Here is a 21,363-nt window from a genome sequence, read left to right on the forward strand (position 1 = left end):
CGAATGGCAAGATCCGTGGGCCGACTGGCATTGCGGCCAGGCCCGAAGGACGCCAGACTGCCGCCATCGCCATGAGGTTGTGCCATGCCCGAACCGCGCCTGATTGCCTGCCTGATCTATCCCGACGTGATGAGCCTGGACGTGACCGGACCGCTGCAGGTATTCGCCTCGGCCAACGTCGAACGCCAGCGCCAGGGCCTGCCGCCTTTCTACCGGATACAGGTGCTCGGCGAGCGTAGCGAAGCGGTGCCCAGTTCCGCGGGCATCCGCATCTGCGCCGACCTCGCCTGGCGCGACTGTCCGCCGGAAAGCCTGGACACCCTGTTGGTGCCCGGCGGCCTCGGTGTCGAGGCGCAGACCCGCAACGCCGACCTGCTCGCCTGGCTGAAAGCCGCCGAACCGCGCATACGGCGGCTCGGCTCGGTGTGTTCGGGAGCGCTGATCCTGGCCGCCGCCGGGGTTCTCGACGGGCACCCAGCGACCACCCACTGGGCCGACGTGGCGACGCTGCGCCAGGGGTTTCCCGGCGTCCATGTGCAAGGCGACCGCCTGCACACCTACGACCCGCGGTGCCGCGACGGCGACGCCCACATCTTCACCTCGGCCGGCGTCACGGCGGGAATCGACCTGGCCCTGGCGCTGGTCGAGGCCGACCTCGGCCGCAGCCTGGCGCTCAGCGTCGCGCGACGCCTGGTGATGTTCCTCAAGCGTCCTGGCGGCCAGGCCCAGTTCAGCGCCTGGCTGACCCCGGAACCGAGCCGCACCCCGCGCCTGGCCGCGCTGCTGGAGTGGATTCCCGCCAACCTCGCCGGCGACCTGTCCCTGGAAGCCCTCGCCGACCAGGCCTGCATGAGCCCGCGTACGCTGTCCCGGGTATTTCTCCAGGAACTGGGCGTGGCGCCCGGTCGCTACGTCGAGCGGGTTCGCCTGGAGGCCGCGCGCGCCCTGCTGCAGGACGCCCAGGCGTCGATCGCCACGGTGTCCCGGCTGTGCGGCTTCGGCCATCCGGAAAACCTCCGGCGGACGTTCCACAAGCATCTTTCGGTCAGCCCCCAGGAATACGCCGAACGCTTCGGCATGCTGGCCTGACGCTCCCACCGAGGACCTTCCCATGCTGGAACTGCGCCCCAACTGCGAGTGCTGCGACCGCGACCTGCCCGGCGACAGCGGCGACGCGCTGATCTGCACCTTCGAGTGCACCTTCTGCCGCGATTGCGCGACGACCCGCCTGGGCGGCCAGTGCCCGAACTGCGGCGGCGAACTGCTGGCCCGGCCAAGGCGTCCGCGGGATGCGCTGGTCCGTCAGCCTGCCTCCAGCCGACGCGTCGTCAGGCCCGGCGGTTGTCCGGAGTGACGCCATGCTGCTACGCAACCCGACCCTGCTCCTGCTGTTCTGCGGCCAGGCCCTGTACTGGTCCTGCTCGCTGATCGGCATAACCCTGACCGCCCTGGTCGGCGTCCAGCTGGCGCCGTTGAACAGCCTGGCTACCCTGCCCCTGGCCCTGCTGGTGCTGGGCAACCTGCTGGCGGTGCAGCCGTTGTCGCACTTCATGCAGCGCCACGGCCGACGTCCCGGGCTGATGCTCGGCGCCGGCGGCGGCGTGCTCGGCGGCCTGGTCTGCGCCGCCGGTGTCTGGACTGGCGATTTCCTCTGGTTCTGTCTCGGCGCGCTGGGCATCGGGGTCTACCAGGCCTCGGCCATGTACTACCGGTTCGCCGCGCTGGAGGCGGTGGATGCCGGGCGGAAAGGCCGCGCCAGCGCCTACGTGCTCGCCGGCGGAGTACTCGCCGCGCTGCTGGCGCCGAGCCTGGCGCTGTGGTCGCGCAACGCGCTGGCCCAGCCCTTCGTCGGTGCCTATCTGCTGATCGCCGTGCTGGCCCTCGCCGGCCTGCTGCTGATGGCCCTGCTCCTCGAAGGCCAGGCGCCACGCCCGGCACGACTCGCCTGGCGCGACATAGGCGGCCTGTTGCGGCGGCCGGTGGTCCGCGCGGCCATCGCCTGCACCGCGACCGGACACGGATTGATGATCCTGATCATGAACGCCACGCCGCTGGCCATGAGCTTCTGCGGCCTGCCGCTGGAACAGTCGAGTCGGGTCATCCAGTGGCACGTGCTGGGAATGTTCCTTCCGGCGTTCTTCGCCGGACCGCTGGTCGACCGCATCGGCAACCGTCGCGTCGCCCTGCTCGGCGCGTTCCTGCTCGCCGCAAGTGCCGGCATCGCCCTGGACGGGCAGTCGGTCACGCATTTCCTGCTCAGTTCGCTGGCCCTGGGCAGCGGCTGGAACCTGATGCTCATCGCCGGCACCACCCTGCTCGGCGAGGGCCACGCCGAAAGCGAGCGCGGCGCCGCGCAAGGATTGATGGAGCAAGGCAACAGCCTGGTGGCGGCGCTGATGTCGTTCGGCTCCGGCGCCCTGATCACCAGCCTTGGCTGGAACGCGGTGAACCTGCTGGTCTGGCCGGCGCTGCTGGTGGCGCTGGCACTGCTCTGGCCGGTACGGCGAACGCGGACGCTGTCGCGCTGAAACGCCGGCAACGAAAAAGGCGACCTTGCGGTCGCCTCTTCTGCCTTACGGAAACGCCTCAGTAGTAGGCGTTCTCCTTGTTGCTGTGGTCGGTCACGTCACGCACGCCCTTCAGTTCGGGAATACGCTCGATCAGGGTCTTCTCGACGCCATCCTTGAGGGTCATGTCGACCATCCCGCAGCCCTGGCAACCGCCGCCGAAACGCAACACGGCGATGTTGTCCTCGACCACGTCGACCAGGCTCACCTGTCCGCCGTGGCTGGCCAGCCCGGGATTGATCTCGGTCTGCAGGTAGTAGTTGATGCGTTCGGTGATCGGGCTGTCCTCGTTGACCATCGGCACCTTGGCGTTCGGCGCCTTGATGGTCAGCTGGCCGCCCATGCGGTCGGTGGCGTAGTCCACCACCGCATCTTCGAGGAAGGGCTCGCTGACCGCATCGATCCAGGCAGTGAAGTCCTTCAGGGCGATGGCGGTGTCCTCGACCTTTTCCTCGCCCGGCTTGCAGTAGGCGATGCAGGTTTCCGCGTACTGGGTACCCGGCTGGGTGATGAAGATACGAATGCCGATACCCGGGGTGCTCTGCTTCTCCAGCAACTCGGCCAGATACGCTTGGGCAGCTTCGGTAATGGTGATGGCGCTCATGGCAACTCCTCGCAAATATGCCGACAGTTTACGCCAATCGGTACTTGCGGATAAAGCCCTAGTAAATTAGTAGGAATAATTCGCGATAACCGACCCGCCCCTTGTGGAGCGGGTCGCGAGACTCAGAGGTTCTCGTAGCGGTTCATGTCCAGTGCGCCCGCCTCGACCGGCTCGGTTTCGCGGATGTACGCCTCGAGATCGTGGAAGTAGCTCCAGAACTGCGGATTGCTGCGGCGCACGCCCCAGCGTTCGACCACCTTGTCGAAGTCCTCGCCGCTCTTCGCCGCCTCCAGGGCGCCGACGAAGGCCTCGGCATCCGTCGCCGGCAGATCGAACATGAAGTTCGGGTAGCTGGACAGCACGCCCGGGTAGATCGTCAGGGTGTCCAGGCCCGGCTGGTAGCGCAGCGACTCGCCGAGCATGAAGGCGACATTGCTGTGCGCGCGGTTGCGCAGCACGGTATAGACCTCGCGCTTGCCGCTGGACGTACGTAACCGCAGCATGGTCGCCTCGGGGAAGCGCTCGATGACCTTGAGGCCGGCCGCCGGCCGGCTCACCAGGCGACTGAAGGCCTGCTCGGCGTCCTGCAGTTCGCGGTCGATGCCCGGTCGATAGCAGTTGCCGTCCAGGCAGCGGTTGATCGGGTCGGGACGCGCATTGAGGTCGCCGTAGCGACGCAGCAGTTCTTCGGCGAAGGCCTTCTTCGGCTGCTTCTCCGGCAATCCCAGCGCGCTCGGCGTGTCGTCGTCGAAGGCCTGGTAGTCCATCCACATCTTCAGCTTGCCGCTGTTCTGGTACCAGTCGTCGAGCAACGGCTGGCGCGCGTCGACCGGCATCAGGCGGAGGAAGTTCTGCTCGGCGCCGTTGCGGATCAGGTCGAAGTACAGCCGCGTCTGCGCCTGGTGCGAGACGTTGCCGAAGACATCGAAGTTCACCACCAGCCCGTAGTAGGTTCGCTCGAACAGCGGGTAGTCCATCAGCCACAGGGTCTGCGGTACCTCGCCAAGCAGGCCCTTGCGCACCGAGGCGCTGTCGAACTGGCGGAAGATGCTCAGCAGGGCGTTGTCGTTGCCGTGCCAGAGCGTGTTCCAGGTCGGCGGCGGCGCGTCGGCGTAGACGTCCTGGCGCAGGTCTTCGTACTCGTTGCGCTTGTCCCGGTAGGCGCTCCACAGGCCGAGCAGGTTCTTCAGCTCGTCGATCTGCCCCGGCAAGGCCAGCAGCGGCTCGCTCTGCGCGCGGAAGTTGGCGTCGGTGACGAACAGGTCCTGCTCGGGGTCCTGGAATACCACCCAGAAGTTGTCGCGGATCACGTCGGTGGCGATCTGTCCACGGCACACCGGCCCGCGGATGAAGGTACGGGTGAAGTATTCGGCGTTGTCCAGCATGAACTGGTAGCGCGCCCGTGGCGGGATCGCGGCAAAGGTGGCGAACGGGTTGGCGCGGCTCTGCACGCCGTAGCCGGGAACCTTGTCGGTGTTCCACTGGGTGCCGAAGAACAGCTCCTGGACGCGCTCCAGCTTCTTCGCCGTCAGCGGATAGGTGATGTGCGTCTTGTGTACGATCACGCCCTGAATCGGCCAGAGGCGGTAATAGAAGCTGTTGCCCGGATCGTCGTTGGGACGCCGGGTCGGGATCGGGTCGATCGGCTGGCCGCTGGGCGTGCGCGAACGCACCAGCTGGAAGAAGTGGCCGGGCGCGCCCTGCTCCGGGAAATACAGGTGCGCCAGGAACAGGTGCTCGTAGAGCCAGCGCGAGACCAGGCTCTGCTTGGCCCCAGGCTGGTTGAGGAAACGCTCCCAGCTGGCCACCTGGCGCGCCTCGGCGGCGGTCGGCCGCAACGGCTGCTGGTCGACCGGGGCGCCCGCGGCCAGCCACTTCTGCAAGGTGGCGTATTCGTCGTCGCTCAGCCCGGCCACCGCGAAAGGCATGCCGGAACCTGGGTTCTTGCGGATGAACGCATCGATGCTGGCCGGCGTCGGGCACTGGTTGGCGCGGTTGATCGAAATGTCCAGGCCTTCGGGGATCTTCGCATTCGGCTGCAACGGCTGGCTGTGGCCAAGCTCGAGCATCCGCGCCATCAGTGCGGCCTGGCCGTCCTGCGATTCGAGCACCGACCAGAAGTCCTTGCGCCGCCAGGCGTCGGCACCGTGCGCATCGAGGTACAGGCGGGTGGTTTCCTGCGCCTTGGTCCGCGTGCCGTCGTAGACCGGCAGTTGGTTGGCGCCGCGCTGCGCGCCCTCGGCGCTGCTCAGGTTGAGCTGGCAGGGCGAATCGTAGCAGGCGTGGCAGGCGACGCACTTGGCGGTAAAGATCGGCTGGACGTCACGGCTATAGGAAATTTCAGCAGCGGAAACAGACTGGATAAAAGACGACAAAACGAAGGCCAACCCAACCAACGGTCTTGGCAACATGAACCACTCCTCACTCGGCGACGGGCGATTCTAGCAAACCCGCCTCTCTGCGCCGCACTTTCACAACGGCGGGCGAACGCGCCCCGGATATGAGCCGCCATTTCGCCAGCATTCCACCGGCTTCGGCCGCCACGTATGCTAGCCGGGCTCCCAGGCCCGCCCTGGCGATCAAGGACGATGACTTCGAGGAAACAGGGATATGTTTCGACTCGCCGCGCCCCATCCGCGCCGGTTCGCGTGCGCCCCACGTCCCCTCTTCGCCGCTTTCCGCCTGCTGTCGTCAGGCGGCGCTTCCGTTCGCGCCCGGCGCGGCCTGGTCCATCCTTTCGCCGCCCTGGCGGCCCAACGGAGAACCCGCCCCATGAAACTGCTCGCCGGCAGCTTCGCCGCTCTCTTCCTGAGCCTTTCGGCCCAGGCGGCGGACTGTACTTTCACCCAGCTGGAAATCGTGCCCCAGTTCGGCTCGCCGAACATGTTCGGCGGCGAGGACGAGCACGTCCGCGTGATGTTCAGCAACGAGGATCCCAACGACGACAACCCCGATGCCTTTCCCGAACCGCCGGTCTACCTGGCCGACCGCGTCAGCGGCAACGATTGCCGCATAGAGGACGGCGGCATCTGGTCGCGCGGCGGCGTGTTCCTGAGCCAGGACGGTCGGCGCGTGCTGATGCATGAATTCAGCGGCTCCAGCGCCGAGCTGGTGTCCTACGACAGCGCCACCTGCAAGGTGGTGCACCGCGAGGACATCTCCGGCCAGCGCTGGGCGGTGGACAAGGACGGGCTGCGCCTGGGTGAGAAATGCTCGGGCGAATCCGTCGACAGCTGCGCGAAGATCGTGAAGCGTTCGCTCGCGCCGTTCTGCCAGACCGCAAAGAAATGATCCGGGCCGGAGCGCCCCTTATCGACACGCATAGGTGATACATGGACAGTCTCGATCAATGCATCGTCAACGCCTGCAAGAACAGCTGGGACAAGAGCTACCTGGCCGGCACCCCGAACAAGGACAACTGTTCCGGCTTCGTCCAGTCGGTGGCCGCCGAGCTGGGCGTACCGATGCCCCGCGGCAACGCCAACGCCATGGTCGACGGCCTGGAGCAGAGCTGGACCAAGCTCGCCTCCGGCGCCGAGGCCGCGCAGAAGGCGGCCCAGGGCTTCCTGGTGATCGCCGGCCTGAAGGGCCGCACCTACGGGCACGTCGCGGTGGTCATCAGCGGTCCGCTGTATCGGCAGAAGTACCCGATGTGCTGGTGCGGCAGCATCGCCGGAGCGGTCGGCCAGAGCCAGGGCCTGAAGTCGGTCGGCCAGGTATGGAATCGCACCGACCGCGACCGCCTCAACTACTACGTCTACTCCCTGGCCAGTTGCAGCCTGCCCAGGGCCAGTTGATTCAGGCCGTGCTGCGAATGAGCCAGACTCATTCGCAGCACGATTCCCCACGAGCATCCCGACTCCACTCGCCCGCCCCTTCGCCGCCCGCCTGCGCACTCCGACCTCCGCATTCCGCCCGTATGCTGCGACAAAACGGCGCCAGGGGCTTTTCCGGCCCGCGGATGAACATCTTTCAACTTGAATGAAATTCATGGTCCAGCCACCCCCGGTCGGAAAGCCCCTGCCTTTGTTATGCTTTTCACCTTTCCGCCCACTGACGCCAGGTCCATCCATGTCCAGCCCGCTCACCGATCGCAGCGCCCGCCTGCAAGCCCTCCAGCACGCCCTCAGGGAACGTATCCTGATCCTCGATGGCGGCATGGGCACCATGATCCAGAGCTACAAGCTGGAAGAGGCCGACTACCGCGGCGAGCGCTTCGCCGACTGGCCGAGCGACGTGAAAGGCAACAACGACCTCTTGCTGCTGAGCCGCCCGGACGTGATCCAGGCCATCGAGAAGGCCTACCTCGACGCCGGCGCCGACATCCTCGAGACCAACACCTTCAACGCCACCCAGGTGTCCCAGGCCGACTACGGCATGCAGTCGCTGGCCTACGAACTCAACGTCGAAGGGGCGCGCCTGGCCCGCCAGGTGGCGGACGCGAAGACCGCCGAGACCCCGGACAAGCCGCGCTTCGTCGCCGGCGTGCTCGGCCCGACCAGCCGCACCTGCTCGATTTCCCCGGACGTGAACAACCCCGGCTACCGCAACGTCACCTTCGACGAACTGGTGGAGAACTACGTCGAGGCGACCCGCGGCCTGATCGAAGGCGGCGCCGACCTGATCCTGATCGAGACCATCTTCGACACCCTCAACGCCAAGGCGGCGATCTTCGCCGTCCAGGGCGTGTTCGAGGAACTCGGCGTGGAGCTGCCGATCATGATCTCCGGAACCATCACCGACGCCTCCGGCCGCACCCTGTCGGGCCAGACCACCGAGGCATTCTGGAACTCGGTGCGGCATGCCCGGCCGATCTCGGTAGGCCTGAACTGCGCCCTCGGCGCCAAGGAATTGCGGCCGTACATCGAGGAACTGTCGACCAAGGCCGACACTCATGTCTCGGCCCACCCCAACGCCGGCCTGCCGAACGCCTTCGGCGAATACGACGAATCGCCGGCGGAAATGGCCGTGGTGGTCGAGGAATTCGCCGCCGCCGGCTTCCTCAATATCGTCGGCGGCTGCTGCGGCACCACCCCGGCGCACATCGAGGCGATCGCCAAGGCAGTGGCCAAGTACCCGCCGCGGGCCATCCCGGAGATTCCCCGGGCCTGTCGCCTGTCCGGCCTGGAGCCGTTCACCATCGACCGCAGCTCGCTGTTCGTCAACGTCGGCGAGCGCACCAACATCACCGGTTCGGCCAAGTTCGCCCGGCTGATCCGCGAGGAAAACTACGCGGAAGCTCTCGAGGTCGCCCAGCAGCAGGTGGAAGCCGGCGCCCAGGTGATCGACATCAACATGGACGAAGGCATGCTGGACTCGAAGGCGGCCATGGTCACCTTCCTCAACCTGATCGCCTCCGAGCCCGACATCTCGCGCGTGCCGATCATGATCGACTCCTCCAAGTGGGAAGTGATCGAGGCCGGCCTGAAGTGCATTCAGGGCAAGGGCATCGTCAACTCGATCTCGATGAAGGAAGGCGTCGAGGCCTTCAAGCACCATGCCCGCCTGTGCAAGCGCTACGGCGCCGCGGTGGTGGTGATGGCCTTCGACGAGGACGGCCAGGCCGACACCCAGGCGCGCAAGGAAGAAATCTGCAAGCGCTCCTACGACATCCTGGTCGACGAAGTCGGCTTCCCACCGGAAGACATCATCTTCGATGCGAACATCTTCGCCATCGCCACCGGCATCGAGGAACACAACAACTACGCGGTCGATTTCATCAACGCCTGCGCCTACATCCGCGACCACCTGCCCTACGCCCTGAGCTCGGGCGGGGTGTCCAACGTGTCCTTCTCGTTCCGCGGCAACAACCCGGTACGCGAGGCGATCCACTCGGTGTTCCTCTACTACGCGATCCGCAACGGCCTGACCATGGGCATCGTCAACGCCGGCCAGCTGGAAATCTACGACGAGATTCCGAAAGCGCTGCGCGACCGGGTCGAGGACGTGGTGCTCAACCGCACGCCCGAGGCCACCGAGGCCCTGCTGGCGATCGCCGACGACTACAAGGGCGGCGGCGCGGTCAAGGAGGCCGAGGACGAGGAATGGCGCAGCTACAGTGTCGAGAAGCGCCTCGAGCATGCGCTGGTCAAGGGCATCACCACCTGGATCGTCGAGGACACCGAGGAATGCCGCCAGCAGTGTGCGCGTCCCATCGAGGTCATCGAAGGTCCGCTGATGTCCGGGATGAACGTGGTCGGCGACCTGTTCGGCGCCGGCAAGATGTTCCTCCCGCAGGTGGTCAAGTCCGCGCGAGTGATGAAGCAGGCGGTGGCCCACCTGATTCCCTTCATCGAGGCGGAGAAAGGCGACAAGCCGGAAGCCAAGGGCAAGATCCTGATGGCCACGGTGAAGGGCGACGTGCACGACATCGGCAAGAACATCGTCGGCGTGGTGCTCGGCTGCAACGGCTATGACGTGGTCGACCTCGGCGTGATGGTGCCGGCGGAGAAGATCCTGCAGACCGCCATCGCCGAGAAATGCGACATCATCGGCCTGTCTGGCCTGATCACGCCGTCGCTGGACGAGATGGTCCACGTCGCCAAGGAAATGCAGCGGCAGAATTTCCAGTTGCCGCTGATGATCGGCGGCGCCACTACCTCGAAGGCGCATACCGCGGTGAAGATCGATCCGCAGTACAGCAACGACGCGGTGGTCTACGTCACCGACGCCTCGCGCGCGGTAGGCGTGGCCACCAGCCTGCTGTCCAAGGAGCTGAAGGCCGACTACGTGGCCCGCACCCGCGCCGACTACGCGGTGGTCCGCGAACGCACGGCCAACCGCAGCGCCCGCACCGAGCGGCTGAGCTACGAACAGGCGATCGCCAACAAGCCGGCGTTCGACTGGGCCGGCTACCAGGCGCCGACGCCTTCCTTCACCGGCGTCAGGGTGCTCGACGAGATCGACCTCGCGGTGCTCGCCGAGTACATCGACTGGACGCCGTTCTTCATTTCCTGGGACCTGGCCGGCAAGTACCCGCGCATCCTCACCGACGAGGTGGTCGGCGAGGCCGCCACCTCGTTGTTCAACGACGCCCAGGCGATGCTGAAGAAGCTGATCGACGAGAAGCTGATCAAGGCCCGCGCGGTGTTCGGCTTCTGGCCGGCCAACCAGGTCGAGCACGACGACCTGGAGGTCTACGGCGCCGATGGCGAGACCCTCGCCACCCTGCACCACCTGCGGCAGCAGACGATCAAGCCGGACGGCAAGCCGAACCTGTCGCTGGCCGATTTCGTCGCGCCGAAGGAAAGCGGCGTGCGCGACTACATCGGCGGCTTCATCACCACCGCCGGGATCGGCGCCGAGGAAGTGGCCAAGGCGTACGAAGCCAAGGGCGACGACTACAACAGCATCATGGTCAAGGCGCTCGCCGACCGCCTCGCCGAAGCCTGCGCCGAGTGGCTGCACGAGCGGGTGCGCAAGGAGTACTGGGGCTACGCCCGCGACGAGCACCTCGACAACGAGGCCTTGATCAAGGAGCAATACGTCGGCATCCGCCCGGCACCGGGCTACCCGGCCTGCCCCGACCATACCGAGAAAGGCACTCTGTTCGAACTGCTCGATCCGCAGGGCCTGTCCGGCGTCAGCCTGACCGAGCACTACGCGATGTTCCCGGCCGCGGCGGTCAGCGGTTGGTATTTCGCCCACCCGCAGGCGCAGTACTTCGCGGTCGGCAAGATCGACAAGGACCAGGTGGAACGCTACAGCCAGCGCAAGGGCCAGGAAGCCAGCGTCAGCGAGCGCTGGCTGGCGCCGAACCTTGGCTACGATGACTGACCAGGAAGGCGACGATGAAATTCCTCACTCCCGAGCAGATGGAAAAGCCGCGCAAGCGCCGCCTGCGCAAGAAACTGCGCCTGGGCGAGTTCCAGGAGTTCGGCTTCAGCTTCGAACTGACCTACGACCGCAACGCCCTCTCCCACGACGATGCGCTGGACCATCTGATCGACTTCGTCGAGGCCCAGGGCTGGGTGTTCGGCGGTGGCGGCTCGCCGGAACAGGCGGAGATCAGCGGCTACCTGTGCCTGGCGCGGGTCGGCAGCCTGGACGAGGCGGACCGGGAAAGCGCCCGCCTGTGGCTGGAAGCCCAACCCTGGTGCAAGACCTTCGAGGTCGGCCCGTTGAGCGACTGCTGGCACAACTTCTTCGAGTGAAACCGGCGCCGGCATGACCTGGCCTGGCGCCGGCAGGCGCGAAGCTGCGACCTACACCCGGATCAGGCGCGGTTCATGCCCCGTGTGGGCGAGGAAAGCCAGCAGGTCTGCGTAGCGGATGCACTCGGTGGCGGTATTCACCAACGGGTGGAAACCGAGCAACTGGTCCTGGCGGATGGCATCGTCGAGCAACACCTCGACCCTGTGCTGCGGATCGTTGACCAGCGCGAAAGGCGTCACGCAGCCCAGTTCAACACCGAGGTATTCGCGCAGGCGCTCGACCGAGGCGAACGACAGGCGGCTTTCGCCGATCTGTTCGGCGATGCCCGGCAGGTCGGCCTCCTTGCGCTCGTCGAGCAGCACCAGGTAGTGGCGAGTACCCTTGCGGTTGCGCAGGAACAGGTTCTTGATGCCCTGGTCGGGCAATTCGATGCCCTGCGCGTAATATTCCTCGATGGAGGCGATCGCCGGATGCTCGACCCGCTGGCTGTCGATGGCCAGCTCGCGGAGCAACGCCAGAAGCGCCTGCTCGTCCATTTTCGCACTCATGGGACGCGCGCCCTCAGGTGAACTGCGAACCGGAACGGCGCACGAACTTGATCGACCACTTGAAGTTCGGCTTGCGCGTCACGCTGATCGGGCGCCGGGTCACGGTATCGATGGTGATGTTCCAGAACCCGGTGCTGGGCACCTTGATCTTCGCCGGGAAGCGGTCGAAGGCGCCGCCATGGTAGCTATGCCGCCCGCCATTCTTGAAACTGCGGAAATTGGCGTCGTTCATCAGGCGGATATTGCATTGCTGCGAGCACTCGATGACCACGATGTCGTCTTCGTTGAGGTGTTCGCGCTGGTGGACGAATTTCATGGAACGGTTCCGTTGCTGCGGTGGAGCGGAGCGCAACGATAGCACGTCGGCGCCGGCCATACCGCCTCATGACGGGCAATGGTAGGATGCGCGCCCCATGCGTAGCCAAGACCTCCACCAGCGCCTCGCCGATCTCGGCGCCAAGCCCCTGCATTGCGGGAGGATCGTCCGCGCCTGGCTGCAGGGCCGCGCCCTCGATGCCTGCACCGCCCGCCAGCGGGCCGAGGACTTCCTGCCGCTGGGCGTACGCCATGGTCTGCCCCAGGTAGCAGCGGAACTGGAAGGCATCGCCCGCCTGCACAGCGAGCATCCGGCGAGCGACGGCTCGTCGCGCCTGCTGGTGGAACTGGCCGACCGGCAGATGGTGGAAAGCGTGCTGCTGCCGCGCGGTGGGCTGTGCGTCTCGACCCAGGTCGGCTGCGCGGTCGGCTGCGTGTTCTGCATGACCGGCCGCAGCGGCCTGCTGCGCCAGGTCGGCAGCCTGGAGATGGTCGCCCAGGTGGTCCTGGCGCGCCGTCGGCGAGCGGTGAAGAAAGTGGTGTTCATGGGCATGGGCGAGCCGGCGCACAACCTCGACAACGTCCTCGAAGCCATCGACCTGCTCGGCACCGATGGCGGCATCGGCCACAAGAACCTGGTGTTCTCCACCGTCGGCGATCCCCGCGTGTTCGAGCGCCTGCCCCGGCAACGGGTGAAGCCCGCCCTCGCCCTGTCCCTGCACAGCACCCGCGCCGAACTGCGCCGGCAACTGTTGCCCAAGGCGCCGCCGCTGAGCCCGGAAGAACTGGTGGAAGCCGGCGAGGCCTACGCCCGCCGGGTCGACTATCCGATCCAGTACCAATGGACCCTGCTCGAAGGGATCAACGACAGCCTGGAGGAAATGGACGGCATCCTGCGCCTGCTCAAGGGCCGCTTCGCGGTGATGAACCTGATCCCCTACAACAGCATGGACGGCGACGCCTACCGGCGCCCGAGCGGGGAGCGGATCGTCGAGCTGGTGCGCTACCTGCACAGCCGCGGCGTGCTGACCAAGGTGCGCAACTCGGCCGGCCAGGACATCGACGGCGGCTGCGGGCAACTGCGCGCCAGGGCCACGCAGGGCACGGTGGAACGGCGCATCCCCGCCCGCCAGGCCTGAAGCCACCCTCCTCCCGCCAAGGGTCTAGACTCTCAGGGCAGGTATGGAAAAGGGAGGACCACCGATGGGTATCGAGACGGAAGAACCGAACCAGAAGCCGCCGACCTTCTGGCAGATGCTGCATAGCGTGATGGCTGCCGCCTTCGGCGTACAGAGCGGGCGAAACCGCGCCCGCGACTTCACCCACGGCAAGCCCGTGCACTTCATCATGCTGGGCCTGCTCTTCACCCTGGTGTTCGTGCTGTTGCTGGCCGGGATCGTGAAACTGGTGCTGAGCCTCAGCGGCCTGTGACCTCTGCGCCGCCGAGGCGGGCTTTCACTGGTGGCTGACCCAGAACACCGCGGTAGCCACCACCAGCAGGATCAGGACGAAGGCCGCGCGGGCGTCGACCACGCTGTCGCGGTTTTCCTGGGTTTTGCTCGGCTCGCTCATGACTCCCCCTGTTTCTTGTGGGTATCGGGACGAAGACATCGAAAGGCACTCTCCAGTTAAGACCAGCGCCGCCCATCGCTCAAGAAAGGCGCCGTTGCGAAGCGGTTATGCTTGCCTGGCGACTTAGTCTTTTTGGTTCTTACCATATACTCAAACATCACTTTTACGCATAAATATGAACTGGTATCGTGCGCCCACTCCGCGTGGAGCGCGTAGCCGTGCGCGCTGGTTAACGCAGTAAGCCGCATAGCCTGACAGCAGGAATATTCATGTACGTATACGACGAGTACGACCAACGGATCGTCGAGGACCGCGTCAAGCAGTTCCGCGACCAGACCCGCCGTTACCTGGCGGGTGAATTGACCGGTGAGGAGTTCCGCCCGCTGCGCCTGCAGAACGGTCTCTATATCCAGCGCTATGCCCCGATGCTGCGCATCGCCGTTCCCTATGGCCTGCTCTCCTCGCGCCAACTGCGCAAGCTGGCGCAGATCGCCCGCGACTACGACAAGGGCTACGCCCACATCAGCACCCGGCAGAACGTGCAGTTCAACTGGCCGGAGCTGGAAGACGTGCCGGAAATCCTCGCCGAGCTGGCCACCGTGCAGATGCACGCGATTCAGACCAGCGGCAACTGCATCCGCAACACCACCACCGACCAGTTCGCCGGCGTCGCCCGCGACGAGCTGGTGGACCCGCGCCCCTGGTGCGAGATCATCCGCCAATGGTCGACCTTCCACCCCGAGTTCGCCCACCTGCCGCGCAAGTTCAAGATCGCGGTGAACGGCGCGGTGAGCGACCGTGCCGCCATCGAAGTGCACGACATCGGCCTGGAGGCGGTGAAGAACGAGGCCGGCGAGCTCGGCTTCCGCGTCTCGGTCGGCGGCGGCCTGGGCCGAACTCCCATCGTCGGCAGCTTCATCAATGAATTCCTGCCCTGGCAGCACCTGCTCGGCTACCTGGATGCCATCCTGCGCGTCTACAACCGCTATGGCCGGCGCGACAACAAGTACAAGGCGCGGATCAAGATCCTGGTCAAGGCGCTGACCCCGGAAGTCTTCGCCGAGCGCGTCGAGGCCGAATGGGCCAACCTCAAGGACGGACCGAGCACCCTCACCGAGGCGGAAGTCCAGCGCGTCGCCGCGCATTTCGTCGATCCGGCCTACAAGACCCTCGACGACCTCGACGAGTCCCTCGCCCGGCTCGACGCGGAGCACCCCGGCTTCGCCCGCTGGCGCGCACGCAACACCTTCGCCCACAAGAAGCCCGGCTACGTCGCCGTGACGCTCTCGCTGAAGCCCACCGGCACCGCGCCGGGAGACGTCACCGACAAACAGCTGGAGGCCATCGCCGATCTCGCCGACCGCTACAGCTTCGGCGAGGTGCGCAACAGCCATAACCAGAACATCATTCTCGCCGACGTCGAGCAGGGCGAACTCTTCGCCCTCTGGGGCGAACTCCGCGAACTGGGCTTCGCCACCCCCAACGTCGGCCTGCTGACCGACATCATCTGCTGCCCCGGCGGCGACTTCTGCTCCCTGGCCAACGCCAAGTCGATCCCGATCGCCGAAGCCATCCAGCGCCGCTTCGACAATCTCGACTATCTATTCGACATCGGCGACATCGACCTGAACATCTCCGGTTGCATGAACGCCTGCGGCCATCACCATGTCGGCCACATCGGCATCCTCGGGGTCGACAAGAAAGGCGCGGAGTTCTACCAGGTCTCCCTCGGCGGCAGCTCGGCGCGCGACGCCAGCCTCGGGCAGATCCTCGGCCCGTCCTTCGCCCAGGAGCAGATGGCCGACGTGATCGACAAGATCATCCAGGTCTACGTGGAACGCCGGACCGAGGAAGAACCCTTCATCGACACCTTCCGCCGTATCGGTATCGACCCGTTCAAGGAGCGCGTATATGCAGCGAATCATTAAGGACCGCCAGGTGGTCGACGACCGCTGGCACTTGCTGCCCAAGGACGCGACCCTGGAAAGCGTACCCAACAGCGACGACGTGATCATCCCGCTGGCCCTGTGGCTCGAGCACGGCCCGGCCCTGCGCGGCCGCGACGGCGGCCTGGGGGTCTGGCTGGACGCGGACGAGGAGCCGGAAAGCATCGCCGGCGACCTCGACAGGTTCCAGGTGATCGCGGTGAACTTCCCCGCCTTTACCGATGGCCGCGGCTTCAGCAGCGCGCGCCTGCTGCGCGAGCGCTACGGCTACAAGGGCGAGATCCGCGCGATCGGCGACGTGCTGCGCGACCAGTTGTTCTTCATGCGCCGCTGCGGCTTCGACGCCTATGCCATCCGTGCCGATCGCAGCCCGGAAGACGCCCTGGCCAGCCTGGACGACTTCAGCGAGGTCTACCAGACCTCGGTGGAGCAGCCTCTACCGCTGTTCCGCCGCCGCGGCTGACCCCCGCCCTGACGGAAAAGCCCCGCAGCCGCGGGGCTTTTTCATTCCCGAGGTCACGGACGCCTCAGGCCGCCCGCACGCTGTCCCAGGCCACCTGCGCCAGCAGTTCGCGACAGTCGGCCAACGCCACCCGGGTTCGCCCGGCCAGCCACTGGCGGGCAAGGTCGTGGGCCGGGCCGATCACCACCGAAGCAAAGCAGTCGTCCGGCATCTCGCGGAACAGGCCCTCGGCCCGATATCCCGCCAGCGCCGCATGGATCCGTGCGAAGTGCGCCTGGTTGTCGGCCCGCAGGCGCTCGCCCAGCTCCCCCGCCTCCACCCGCCCGCGGCTGTGCAGGATGAAGCGTGCCCAGTCGGGATTCGCCACGACCCAGTCGATGTAGCTGGTGACCAGCAACCTGACCGTTTCCTCGGCGCTGCGCGCCCTGGCGAAGCCGGCTTCGAGCAACGCCGCGTACTGGCCGATCCCGGCCAGGTAGAGTTCGCCATGGATGCGTTCCTTGTTGCCGAAATGGTGGTAGAGGCTACCGATGCTCGCTCCGGAACGGTCGCGGATCATCTCGATGGTGGTGGCGTCTACGCCATGCTCGCTGAAGCAGGCCAGGGCGGCCTGGAGAATCTCGTCTTTGCGGGAAGAACGGCCCATCTCGGTCCTTGTCGTTAATCGTCGAAACGCTGACTAGAATATTTTTCTAGAATAAATTTCTAACCTTCGTATACTGCCCCGGTGCGCACACATCTTCAATCCTGAAACGCCCGGAGTTTTCCATGAGTCAGATGATGCAGATGTACCAGCAGGTCGGCCCGGCCCAGTTCAGCGCCATGATCGGCCAGTTCGCACCCTATTTCGCCAGCATCGCCCCGCAGTTCGTCGAACTGCGTCCCGGCTATGCCGAAGTCACCTTCCCCAAGCGCCGCGAGGTGCTGAACCATATCGGCACGGTGCATGCCATCGCCCTGTGCAATGCCGCCGAACTGGCCGCCGGGACCATGACCGACGCCTCGATTCCCGCCGGCCATCGCTGGATTCCGCGCGGCATGACCGTCGAGTACCTGGCCAAGGCCACTGGCGACGTGCGCGCGGTGGCCGACGGCAGCCAGATCGACTGGCAAGCCACCGGCAACCTGGTGGTGCCGGTGGTCGCCTATGTCGACGACAAGCCGGTATTCCGCGCCGAGATCACCATGTACGTCAGCCAGGCCTGACCGCCAAGGCGCCCCGGCCGTGCTTTCGGCCGGCTGGAGGCGCCCTGGCGGCCAGCTCTATTCTCGAAGCCATGAGCAGACCACGGAGACCGGCATGAACCCTCCGCAACCACGCCTCATCGATAACGGCAACGGCCATCCGCTGGCCAGCCATTGGTACCGGCCTGCCGGGGAGCCGCGCGGCTATCTCCTGATCGTCCCGGCGATGGGAGTGGAACAGCGCTTCTACGCGCCCTTCGCCGCCTGGCTGGCAGAGCGCGGCTACCTGGCCATCACCTTCGACTACCTGGGCATGGGGCAATCGCGCAACGGCTCGCTGCGCGGTCTCGAGGTCGATGTGCTGGGCTGGGCCCGTCATGACTGCAGCGCCATGCTCGCCGCCGCGCTCGCCGAGAGCGGGAGCAAGCCCCTGTACTGGATCGGCCATAGCCTGGGCGGCCAGATCCTGCCCTTCGTCGAAGGGCGCGAGCGTATCGATAGGGTCTTCAGCATCGCCAGCGGCAGTGGCTACTGGAAGGAAAACAGCCCGCGGTTGCGCAACAAGGTCTGGTTGTTCTGGTACCTCGTCGCGCCCCTGCTGACGCCGCTGCTCGGCTATTTTCCCGGGCGCCGCCTGGGCATGGTCGGCGACCTGCCGCGCGGGGTGATCGAACAATGGCGACGCTGGTGCCTGCATCCGCAGTACGCCCTCGCGGATGGCGAGGCCATCCGCCGCGCCTTCTCCGCCGTACGCACGCCCATCGTGTCGCTGTCGTTCACCGACGATGAAATGATGTCCCGACGCAGCATCGAGTCGCTGCTGGGCTTCTACCGCGAAGCGCCGAAAACCGCCTGGCGCATCGCTCCCGAGGAAATCGGCGCCCGCCACATCGGCCATTTCGGCTTCTTCCGGCCGCAGTTCGCCGAATCGCTATGGGCGGGCTACCTGTTGCCGGAGCTGGGCTCCGGTAACGCCCTCAGCCGAGGTTGACCAGCACCCGGCCGACCAGCTTGCCGGCGAGGATCTGGTTGATCGCCCCCGGCAGCTCTTCGAGGGCGATCTCGCGCGCCACCTCTTCGAGGTTGTCGAGCTTCCATTGCAGCGACAGCTTGTCCCACATGGATGCCTTGACCACCAGCGGCAGCTCCACCGAGTCCACCCCGAGCAGGTTGACCCCGCGCAGGATGAACGGCAGCACCGAGGCCTTGAAGCCGGCGCCGGCGGTCAGGCCGCAGCAGGCGACGCTGCCGCCGTACTGCAACGACTTGACCACGTTGAAGAGGATGTCGCCGCCGACGGTGTCCACCGCGCCGGCCCACTGTTCCTTGAGCAACGGCTTGTCGACGCCATCGGCCACGGTGGCGCGATCGAGGATCTGCTTGGCCCCCAGGCGGTTGAGGAACTCGGCCTGCTCCAGCTTGCCGGTGGCGGCCGCCACGGTGTAGCCGAGCTTGGCCAGCAGTTCCACGGCGATACTGCCGACCCCGCCGCTGGCGCCGGTGACCAGCACCGAGCCATGGTCGGGGCGCAGGCCGCTGCGCTCCAGCTTTTCGACGCAGAGCGCCGCGGTCAGGCCGGCGGTGCCGAGGATCATCGCCTCGCGCAGGCTCAGGCCTTGCGGGCGCTTGATCACCCAGGCCGCGGGCACGCGGATGTACTGGCCGAAACCGCCGGCGGTGTTCATGCCCAGGTCGTAGCCGGTGACGATCACCTCGTCGCCGGCCGCGAACTCGGCCACCGAGGACTCGGCGACCACACCGGCGGCATCGATGCCGGGGGTATGCGGGTACTTGCGGGTCACCCCGCGGTTGCCGCTGGCGGACAGCGCATCCTTGTAGTTCAGCGAGGAATACTGCACGCGGATCAGTACGTCGCCCGCCGGCAGGTCGCCGGTATCGCGCTCGACCACCTGCGTTTCGTAAACGCCGTGGGGCGCTTCCGTCACCCACAACGCCTTGAATACAGCCATTTCGACCTCCTCTCGTGAAAACCCTGAAGACAGCGTGTTCGTCCCTGTCGGCGCCGGCCTATTGCCAGAACTTCTGCTGGTTGAGCCGCCCCCACCAGGTCACCAGCACGCGGTCGATAACCACGCTGGCGGCCAGGCCGACGCGTTCCTGCAGGCTCTTGCGCTCGACGAATTGCACCTGGTAGACATCGCGCTCCCTGGCCTGCTCGGCCAGGTACTCGTCGCTGGTCTTGAGTTCGTCCACCAGCAGCTTGCCCAGTGCGGCCTGGCCCAGCCAGACCTCGCCGGTGGCGATCTCGTCCATGTTCAGTTGCGGCCGGTAGTGGGCCACGAAGTTCTTGAACAGTTCGTGGGTCACCTCCAGGTCCTCCTGGAACTTTTCCCGGCCCTTCTCGGTGTTCTCGCCGAATACCGTCAGCGTACGCTTGTATTCGCCGGCGGTAAGCACCTCGAAGTCAATATCGTGCTTCTTCAACAGCCGGTGGACGTTGGGCAACTGCGCCACCACGCCGATCGAGCCGAGGATGGCGAAGGGCGCGGAAAGGATCCGATCGCCGATGCAGGCCATCATGTAGCCGCCGCTGGCCGCCACCTTGTCGACGCACACGGTCAGCGGCACGCCGGCCTGGCGGATGCGCGCCAGTTGCGAGGCCGCCAGGCCGTAGCCATGGACCATGCCACCGCCGCTTTCCAGGCGCAGCACCACCTCGTCGTCCTTGCCCGCCATGCTCAGCACCGCAGTCACTTCGTGGCGCAGTTGCTCGGTAGCCGAGGCCTTGATGTCGCCGTCGAAATCGAGCACGTAGACCCGCGACTTCTGTTCAGGATGTTTCTTCGCCTGCTTCGCCGCCTTGCTCTCCTCCTTGCGCAAGGCCTTGAGGCTGGCCTTGTCGAGGACGCTGTGGCGGACCCGCTCGCGCAGGTCCTTGTAGAAATCGTTGAGCTTCTGCACGTCGAGGTGCCCGCCTGCGCCGCGCCGGCCGCGGCCGCGCAGGGCGACGATCACCACCAGCACCACGATGATCGCCGCCAGCACGGTCACGGTCCTGGCCAGAAAGCCCGCATATTCGGCAATGAACTCCACACAACCCCCTCTCTACTGTTGACGCACCCGTCTACGGGCGACACGATTGCGCAAGCATACCCAGGCCACCGACGGGCGGCCAGCGATGCCACTGCCTGGAGAGCCTTTGCAGGGCGCGCCCGGAGCAGCCGATAAAGGCAGCGAATGACATTCAAACAAGCGTATGTTTTTTCGTTGACAGCCCTGGGTGATCCTCATACCCTCGCGGAACTTTCACCCGCCGAGGTCCGCCCGTGGGCAGCATCTACCTGATTCGACATGGCCAGGCGTCGTTCGGTGCCGACGACTACGACGTGCTGTCGCCGACCGGCATCCGCCAGGCGGAAATCCTCGGCGACCACCTGCTGAACCTCGGCGTCCGTTTCGACCGCGTCCTCAGCGGCGGCTTGCGCCGCCAGCAGCACACCGCCCGCGCCGCCCTCGAACGCCTGGAGTCCTCCGGGCTGGCCACGCCGGAGCTGGAAGTCGATCCGGCGTTCAACGAATTCGAAGCCGACGCGGTGATCCGCGCGCACCTGCCGGACCTGCTCGAGGAGCAGCCGGAAGCCCTGCACATCCTTCGCCATGCGGCCGAGCATCGGGCCGAGTTCCAGCGCCTGTTCTCCACCATCATCGCGCGCTGGGTTTCCGGCAACCATGAGAAAGATGGGCTGGAAAGCTGGCAGGAATTCCTCGATAAGGTCCATGACGGTCTTCGTCGTCTGCTGGCGCAGGCCAGCGGCAAGGACAGGGTCGCCGTGTTCACCTCCGGCGGTACCATCACCGCCCTGCTCCAACTGATCGTCGGCGTTCCGCCGCTCAAGGCCTTCGAGCTGAACTGGCAGATCGTCAATACCTCGCTGACTCGCCTGAAATTCCGCGGCGAGGAAGTGTCCCTGGCTTCCTTCAACAGTCACGTGCACCTGGAACTGTTGAAGGCGCCGGAACTCATCACCTATCGATGAGCCGGCCTACC

The 21,363-nt window shown here is 66.1% G+C and carries 21 protein-coding genes; 14 read left to right on the plus strand and 7 right to left on the minus strand.

Features of this window, described 5'->3' with window-relative positions; translation table 11 throughout:
* Positions 1–84 precede the first annotated feature (84 nt).
* Genes AC1RB9_RS16275 through AC1RB9_RS16285 form a run of 3 tightly spaced genes read left to right on the plus strand, consistent with a single transcriptional unit; the run spans position 85 to position 2,528 of the window.
* Positions 85–1,089 (plus strand): GlxA family transcriptional regulator, encoded by a 1,005-nt coding sequence (locus AC1RB9_RS16275; protein ID WP_003144687.1) that lies wholly within the window; start codon positions 85–87, stop codon positions 1,087–1,089.
* Positions 1,090–1,111: 22 nt separating this feature from the next.
* Positions 1,112–1,354, plus strand: a complete 243-nt coding sequence (locus AC1RB9_RS16280) for a DUF1272 domain-containing protein (RefSeq protein ID WP_003088038.1) — start codon at positions 1,112–1,114, stop codon at positions 1,352–1,354.
* Between the two features lie 4 nt (positions 1,355–1,358).
* Positions 1,359–2,528 (plus strand): MFS transporter, encoded by a 1,170-nt coding sequence (locus AC1RB9_RS16285; RefSeq protein WP_003450126.1) that lies wholly within the window; start codon positions 1,359–1,361, stop codon positions 2,526–2,528.
* 58 nt (positions 2,529–2,586) lie between these two features.
* On the opposite strand, the gene nfuA is transcribed toward AC1RB9_RS16285, so the two are convergent.
* Both nfuA and AC1RB9_RS16295 read right to left on the minus strand, forming a co-directional pair.
* Positions 2,587–3,171, minus strand: coding sequence for a Fe-S biogenesis protein NfuA (gene nfuA, locus AC1RB9_RS16290; RefSeq protein WP_003088034.1), 585 nt, complete (start codon positions 3,169–3,171; stop codon positions 2,587–2,589).
* Between the two features lie 122 nt (positions 3,172–3,293).
* Positions 3,294–5,582: a fatty acid cis/trans isomerase gene (locus AC1RB9_RS16295; protein WP_023090619.1), complete on the minus strand. Its 2,289-nt coding sequence runs from the start codon at positions 5,580–5,582 to the stop codon at positions 3,294–3,296.
* 361 nt (positions 5,583–5,943) lie between these two features.
* Here AC1RB9_RS16295 and tsi1 point away from each other — a divergent pair, with 361 nt between their 5' ends.
* From tsi1 to AC1RB9_RS16315, 4 genes are all read left to right on the plus strand, one after another.
* A complete protein-coding gene (gene tsi1, locus AC1RB9_RS16300; protein ID WP_003450123.1) occupies positions 5,944–6,462 on the plus strand; it encodes a type IV secretion system immunity protein Tsi1 in 519 nt (172 codons plus the stop codon).
* 41 nt (positions 6,463–6,503) lie between these two features.
* Positions 6,504–6,968 (plus strand): type VI secretion system effector peptidoglycanhydrolase Tse1, encoded by a 465-nt coding sequence (gene tse1 / locus AC1RB9_RS16305; protein WP_003088027.1) that lies wholly within the window; start codon positions 6,504–6,506, stop codon positions 6,966–6,968.
* Positions 6,969–7,242: 274 nt separating this feature from the next.
* Complete coding sequence (gene metH / locus AC1RB9_RS16310; protein WP_003088025.1) at positions 7,243–10,947, plus strand: methionine synthase; 3,705 nt, start codon at positions 7,243–7,245, stop codon at positions 10,945–10,947.
* 14 nt (positions 10,948–10,961) lie between these two features.
* A complete protein-coding gene (locus AC1RB9_RS16315) occupies positions 10,962–11,324 on the plus strand; it encodes a YggL 50S ribosome-binding family protein (RefSeq protein ID WP_003098191.1) in 363 nt (120 codons plus the stop codon).
* A gap of 51 nt (positions 11,325–11,375) precedes the next feature.
* Here AC1RB9_RS16315 and AC1RB9_RS16320 read toward each other — a convergent pair whose 3' ends face one another.
* On the minus strand, positions 11,376–11,873 hold the full coding sequence (locus AC1RB9_RS16320; RefSeq protein WP_003122823.1) for a prolyl-tRNA synthetase associated domain-containing protein: 498 nt from the start codon (positions 11,871–11,873) through the stop codon (positions 11,376–11,378).
* A 13-nt stretch (positions 11,874–11,886) separates the two neighbouring features.
* Positions 11,887–12,189 carry a DUF1883 domain-containing protein gene (locus AC1RB9_RS16325; RefSeq protein ID WP_003088019.1) on the minus strand — a complete coding sequence of 101 codons (303 nt, stop codon included), beginning with the start codon at positions 12,187–12,189 and terminating at the stop codon, positions 11,887–11,889.
* Positions 12,190–12,286: 97 nt separating this feature from the next.
* Here AC1RB9_RS16325 and AC1RB9_RS16330 point away from each other — a divergent pair, with 97 nt between their 5' ends.
* The 4 genes from AC1RB9_RS16330 to AC1RB9_RS16345 all read left to right on the plus strand — a co-directional run bounded on the left by AC1RB9_RS16330 (position 12,287) and on the right by AC1RB9_RS16345 (position 16,169).
* A complete protein-coding gene (locus AC1RB9_RS16330) occupies positions 12,287–13,327 on the plus strand; it encodes an RNA methyltransferase (protein ID WP_003122825.1) in 1,041 nt (346 codons plus the stop codon).
* A gap of 64 nt (positions 13,328–13,391) precedes the next feature.
* Positions 13,392–13,619, plus strand: coding sequence for a DUF2970 domain-containing protein (locus AC1RB9_RS16335; RefSeq protein WP_003098182.1), 228 nt, complete (start codon positions 13,392–13,394; stop codon positions 13,617–13,619).
* Positions 13,620–14,029: 410 nt separating this feature from the next.
* The gene (locus tag AC1RB9_RS16340; protein WP_003450120.1) at positions 14,030–15,688 is read left to right on the plus strand and encodes a nitrite/sulfite reductase; all 1,659 of its coding nucleotides are present in this window, start codon (positions 14,030–14,032) and stop codon (positions 15,686–15,688) included.
* Positions 15,672–16,169, plus strand: coding sequence for a DUF934 domain-containing protein (locus AC1RB9_RS16345; protein WP_003088003.1), 498 nt, complete (start codon positions 15,672–15,674; stop codon positions 16,167–16,169). Before AC1RB9_RS16340 ends, AC1RB9_RS16345 begins: the two co-directional genes overlap by 17 nt.
* 64 nt (positions 16,170–16,233) lie before the next feature.
* On the opposite strand, the gene AC1RB9_RS16350 is transcribed toward AC1RB9_RS16345, so the two are convergent.
* Positions 16,234–16,815, minus strand: coding sequence for a TetR/AcrR family transcriptional regulator (locus tag AC1RB9_RS16350; RefSeq protein WP_003098179.1), 582 nt, complete (start codon positions 16,813–16,815; stop codon positions 16,234–16,236).
* Between the two features lie 122 nt (positions 16,816–16,937).
* On the opposite strand from AC1RB9_RS16350, the gene AC1RB9_RS16355 reads away from it, so the two are divergent.
* Both AC1RB9_RS16355 and AC1RB9_RS16360 read left to right on the plus strand, forming a co-directional pair.
* Complete coding sequence (locus AC1RB9_RS16355; protein WP_003098177.1) at positions 16,938–17,375, plus strand: hotdog fold domain-containing protein; 438 nt, start codon at positions 16,938–16,940, stop codon at positions 17,373–17,375.
* A gap of 94 nt (positions 17,376–17,469) precedes the next feature.
* Complete coding sequence (locus AC1RB9_RS16360; RefSeq protein WP_003117684.1) at positions 17,470–18,345, plus strand: alpha/beta hydrolase family protein; 876 nt, start codon at positions 17,470–17,472, stop codon at positions 18,343–18,345.
* On the opposite strand, the gene AC1RB9_RS16365 is transcribed toward AC1RB9_RS16360, so the two are convergent.
* The gene (locus AC1RB9_RS16365; RefSeq protein ID WP_003087998.1) at positions 18,332–19,324 is read right to left on the minus strand and encodes a YhdH/YhfP family quinone oxidoreductase; all 993 of its coding nucleotides are present in this window, start codon (positions 19,322–19,324) and stop codon (positions 18,332–18,334) included. The genes AC1RB9_RS16360 and AC1RB9_RS16365 overlap by 14 nt on opposite strands.
* Positions 19,325–19,382: 58 nt before the next feature.
* Positions 19,383–20,408 (minus strand): protease SohB, encoded by a 1,026-nt coding sequence (gene sohB / locus AC1RB9_RS16370; RefSeq protein ID WP_003087997.1) that lies wholly within the window; start codon positions 20,406–20,408, stop codon positions 19,383–19,385.
* Positions 20,409–20,641: 233 nt separating this feature from the next.
* Between sohB and AC1RB9_RS16375 the strand changes: the two genes are divergently transcribed.
* On the plus strand, positions 20,642–21,352 hold the full coding sequence (locus AC1RB9_RS16375; protein WP_003087996.1) for a histidine phosphatase family protein: 711 nt from the start codon (positions 20,642–20,644) through the stop codon (positions 21,350–21,352).
* Positions 21,353–21,363 lie beyond the last annotated feature (11 nt).

The organism is Pseudomonas sp. 20-5 (assembly GCF_056782835.1).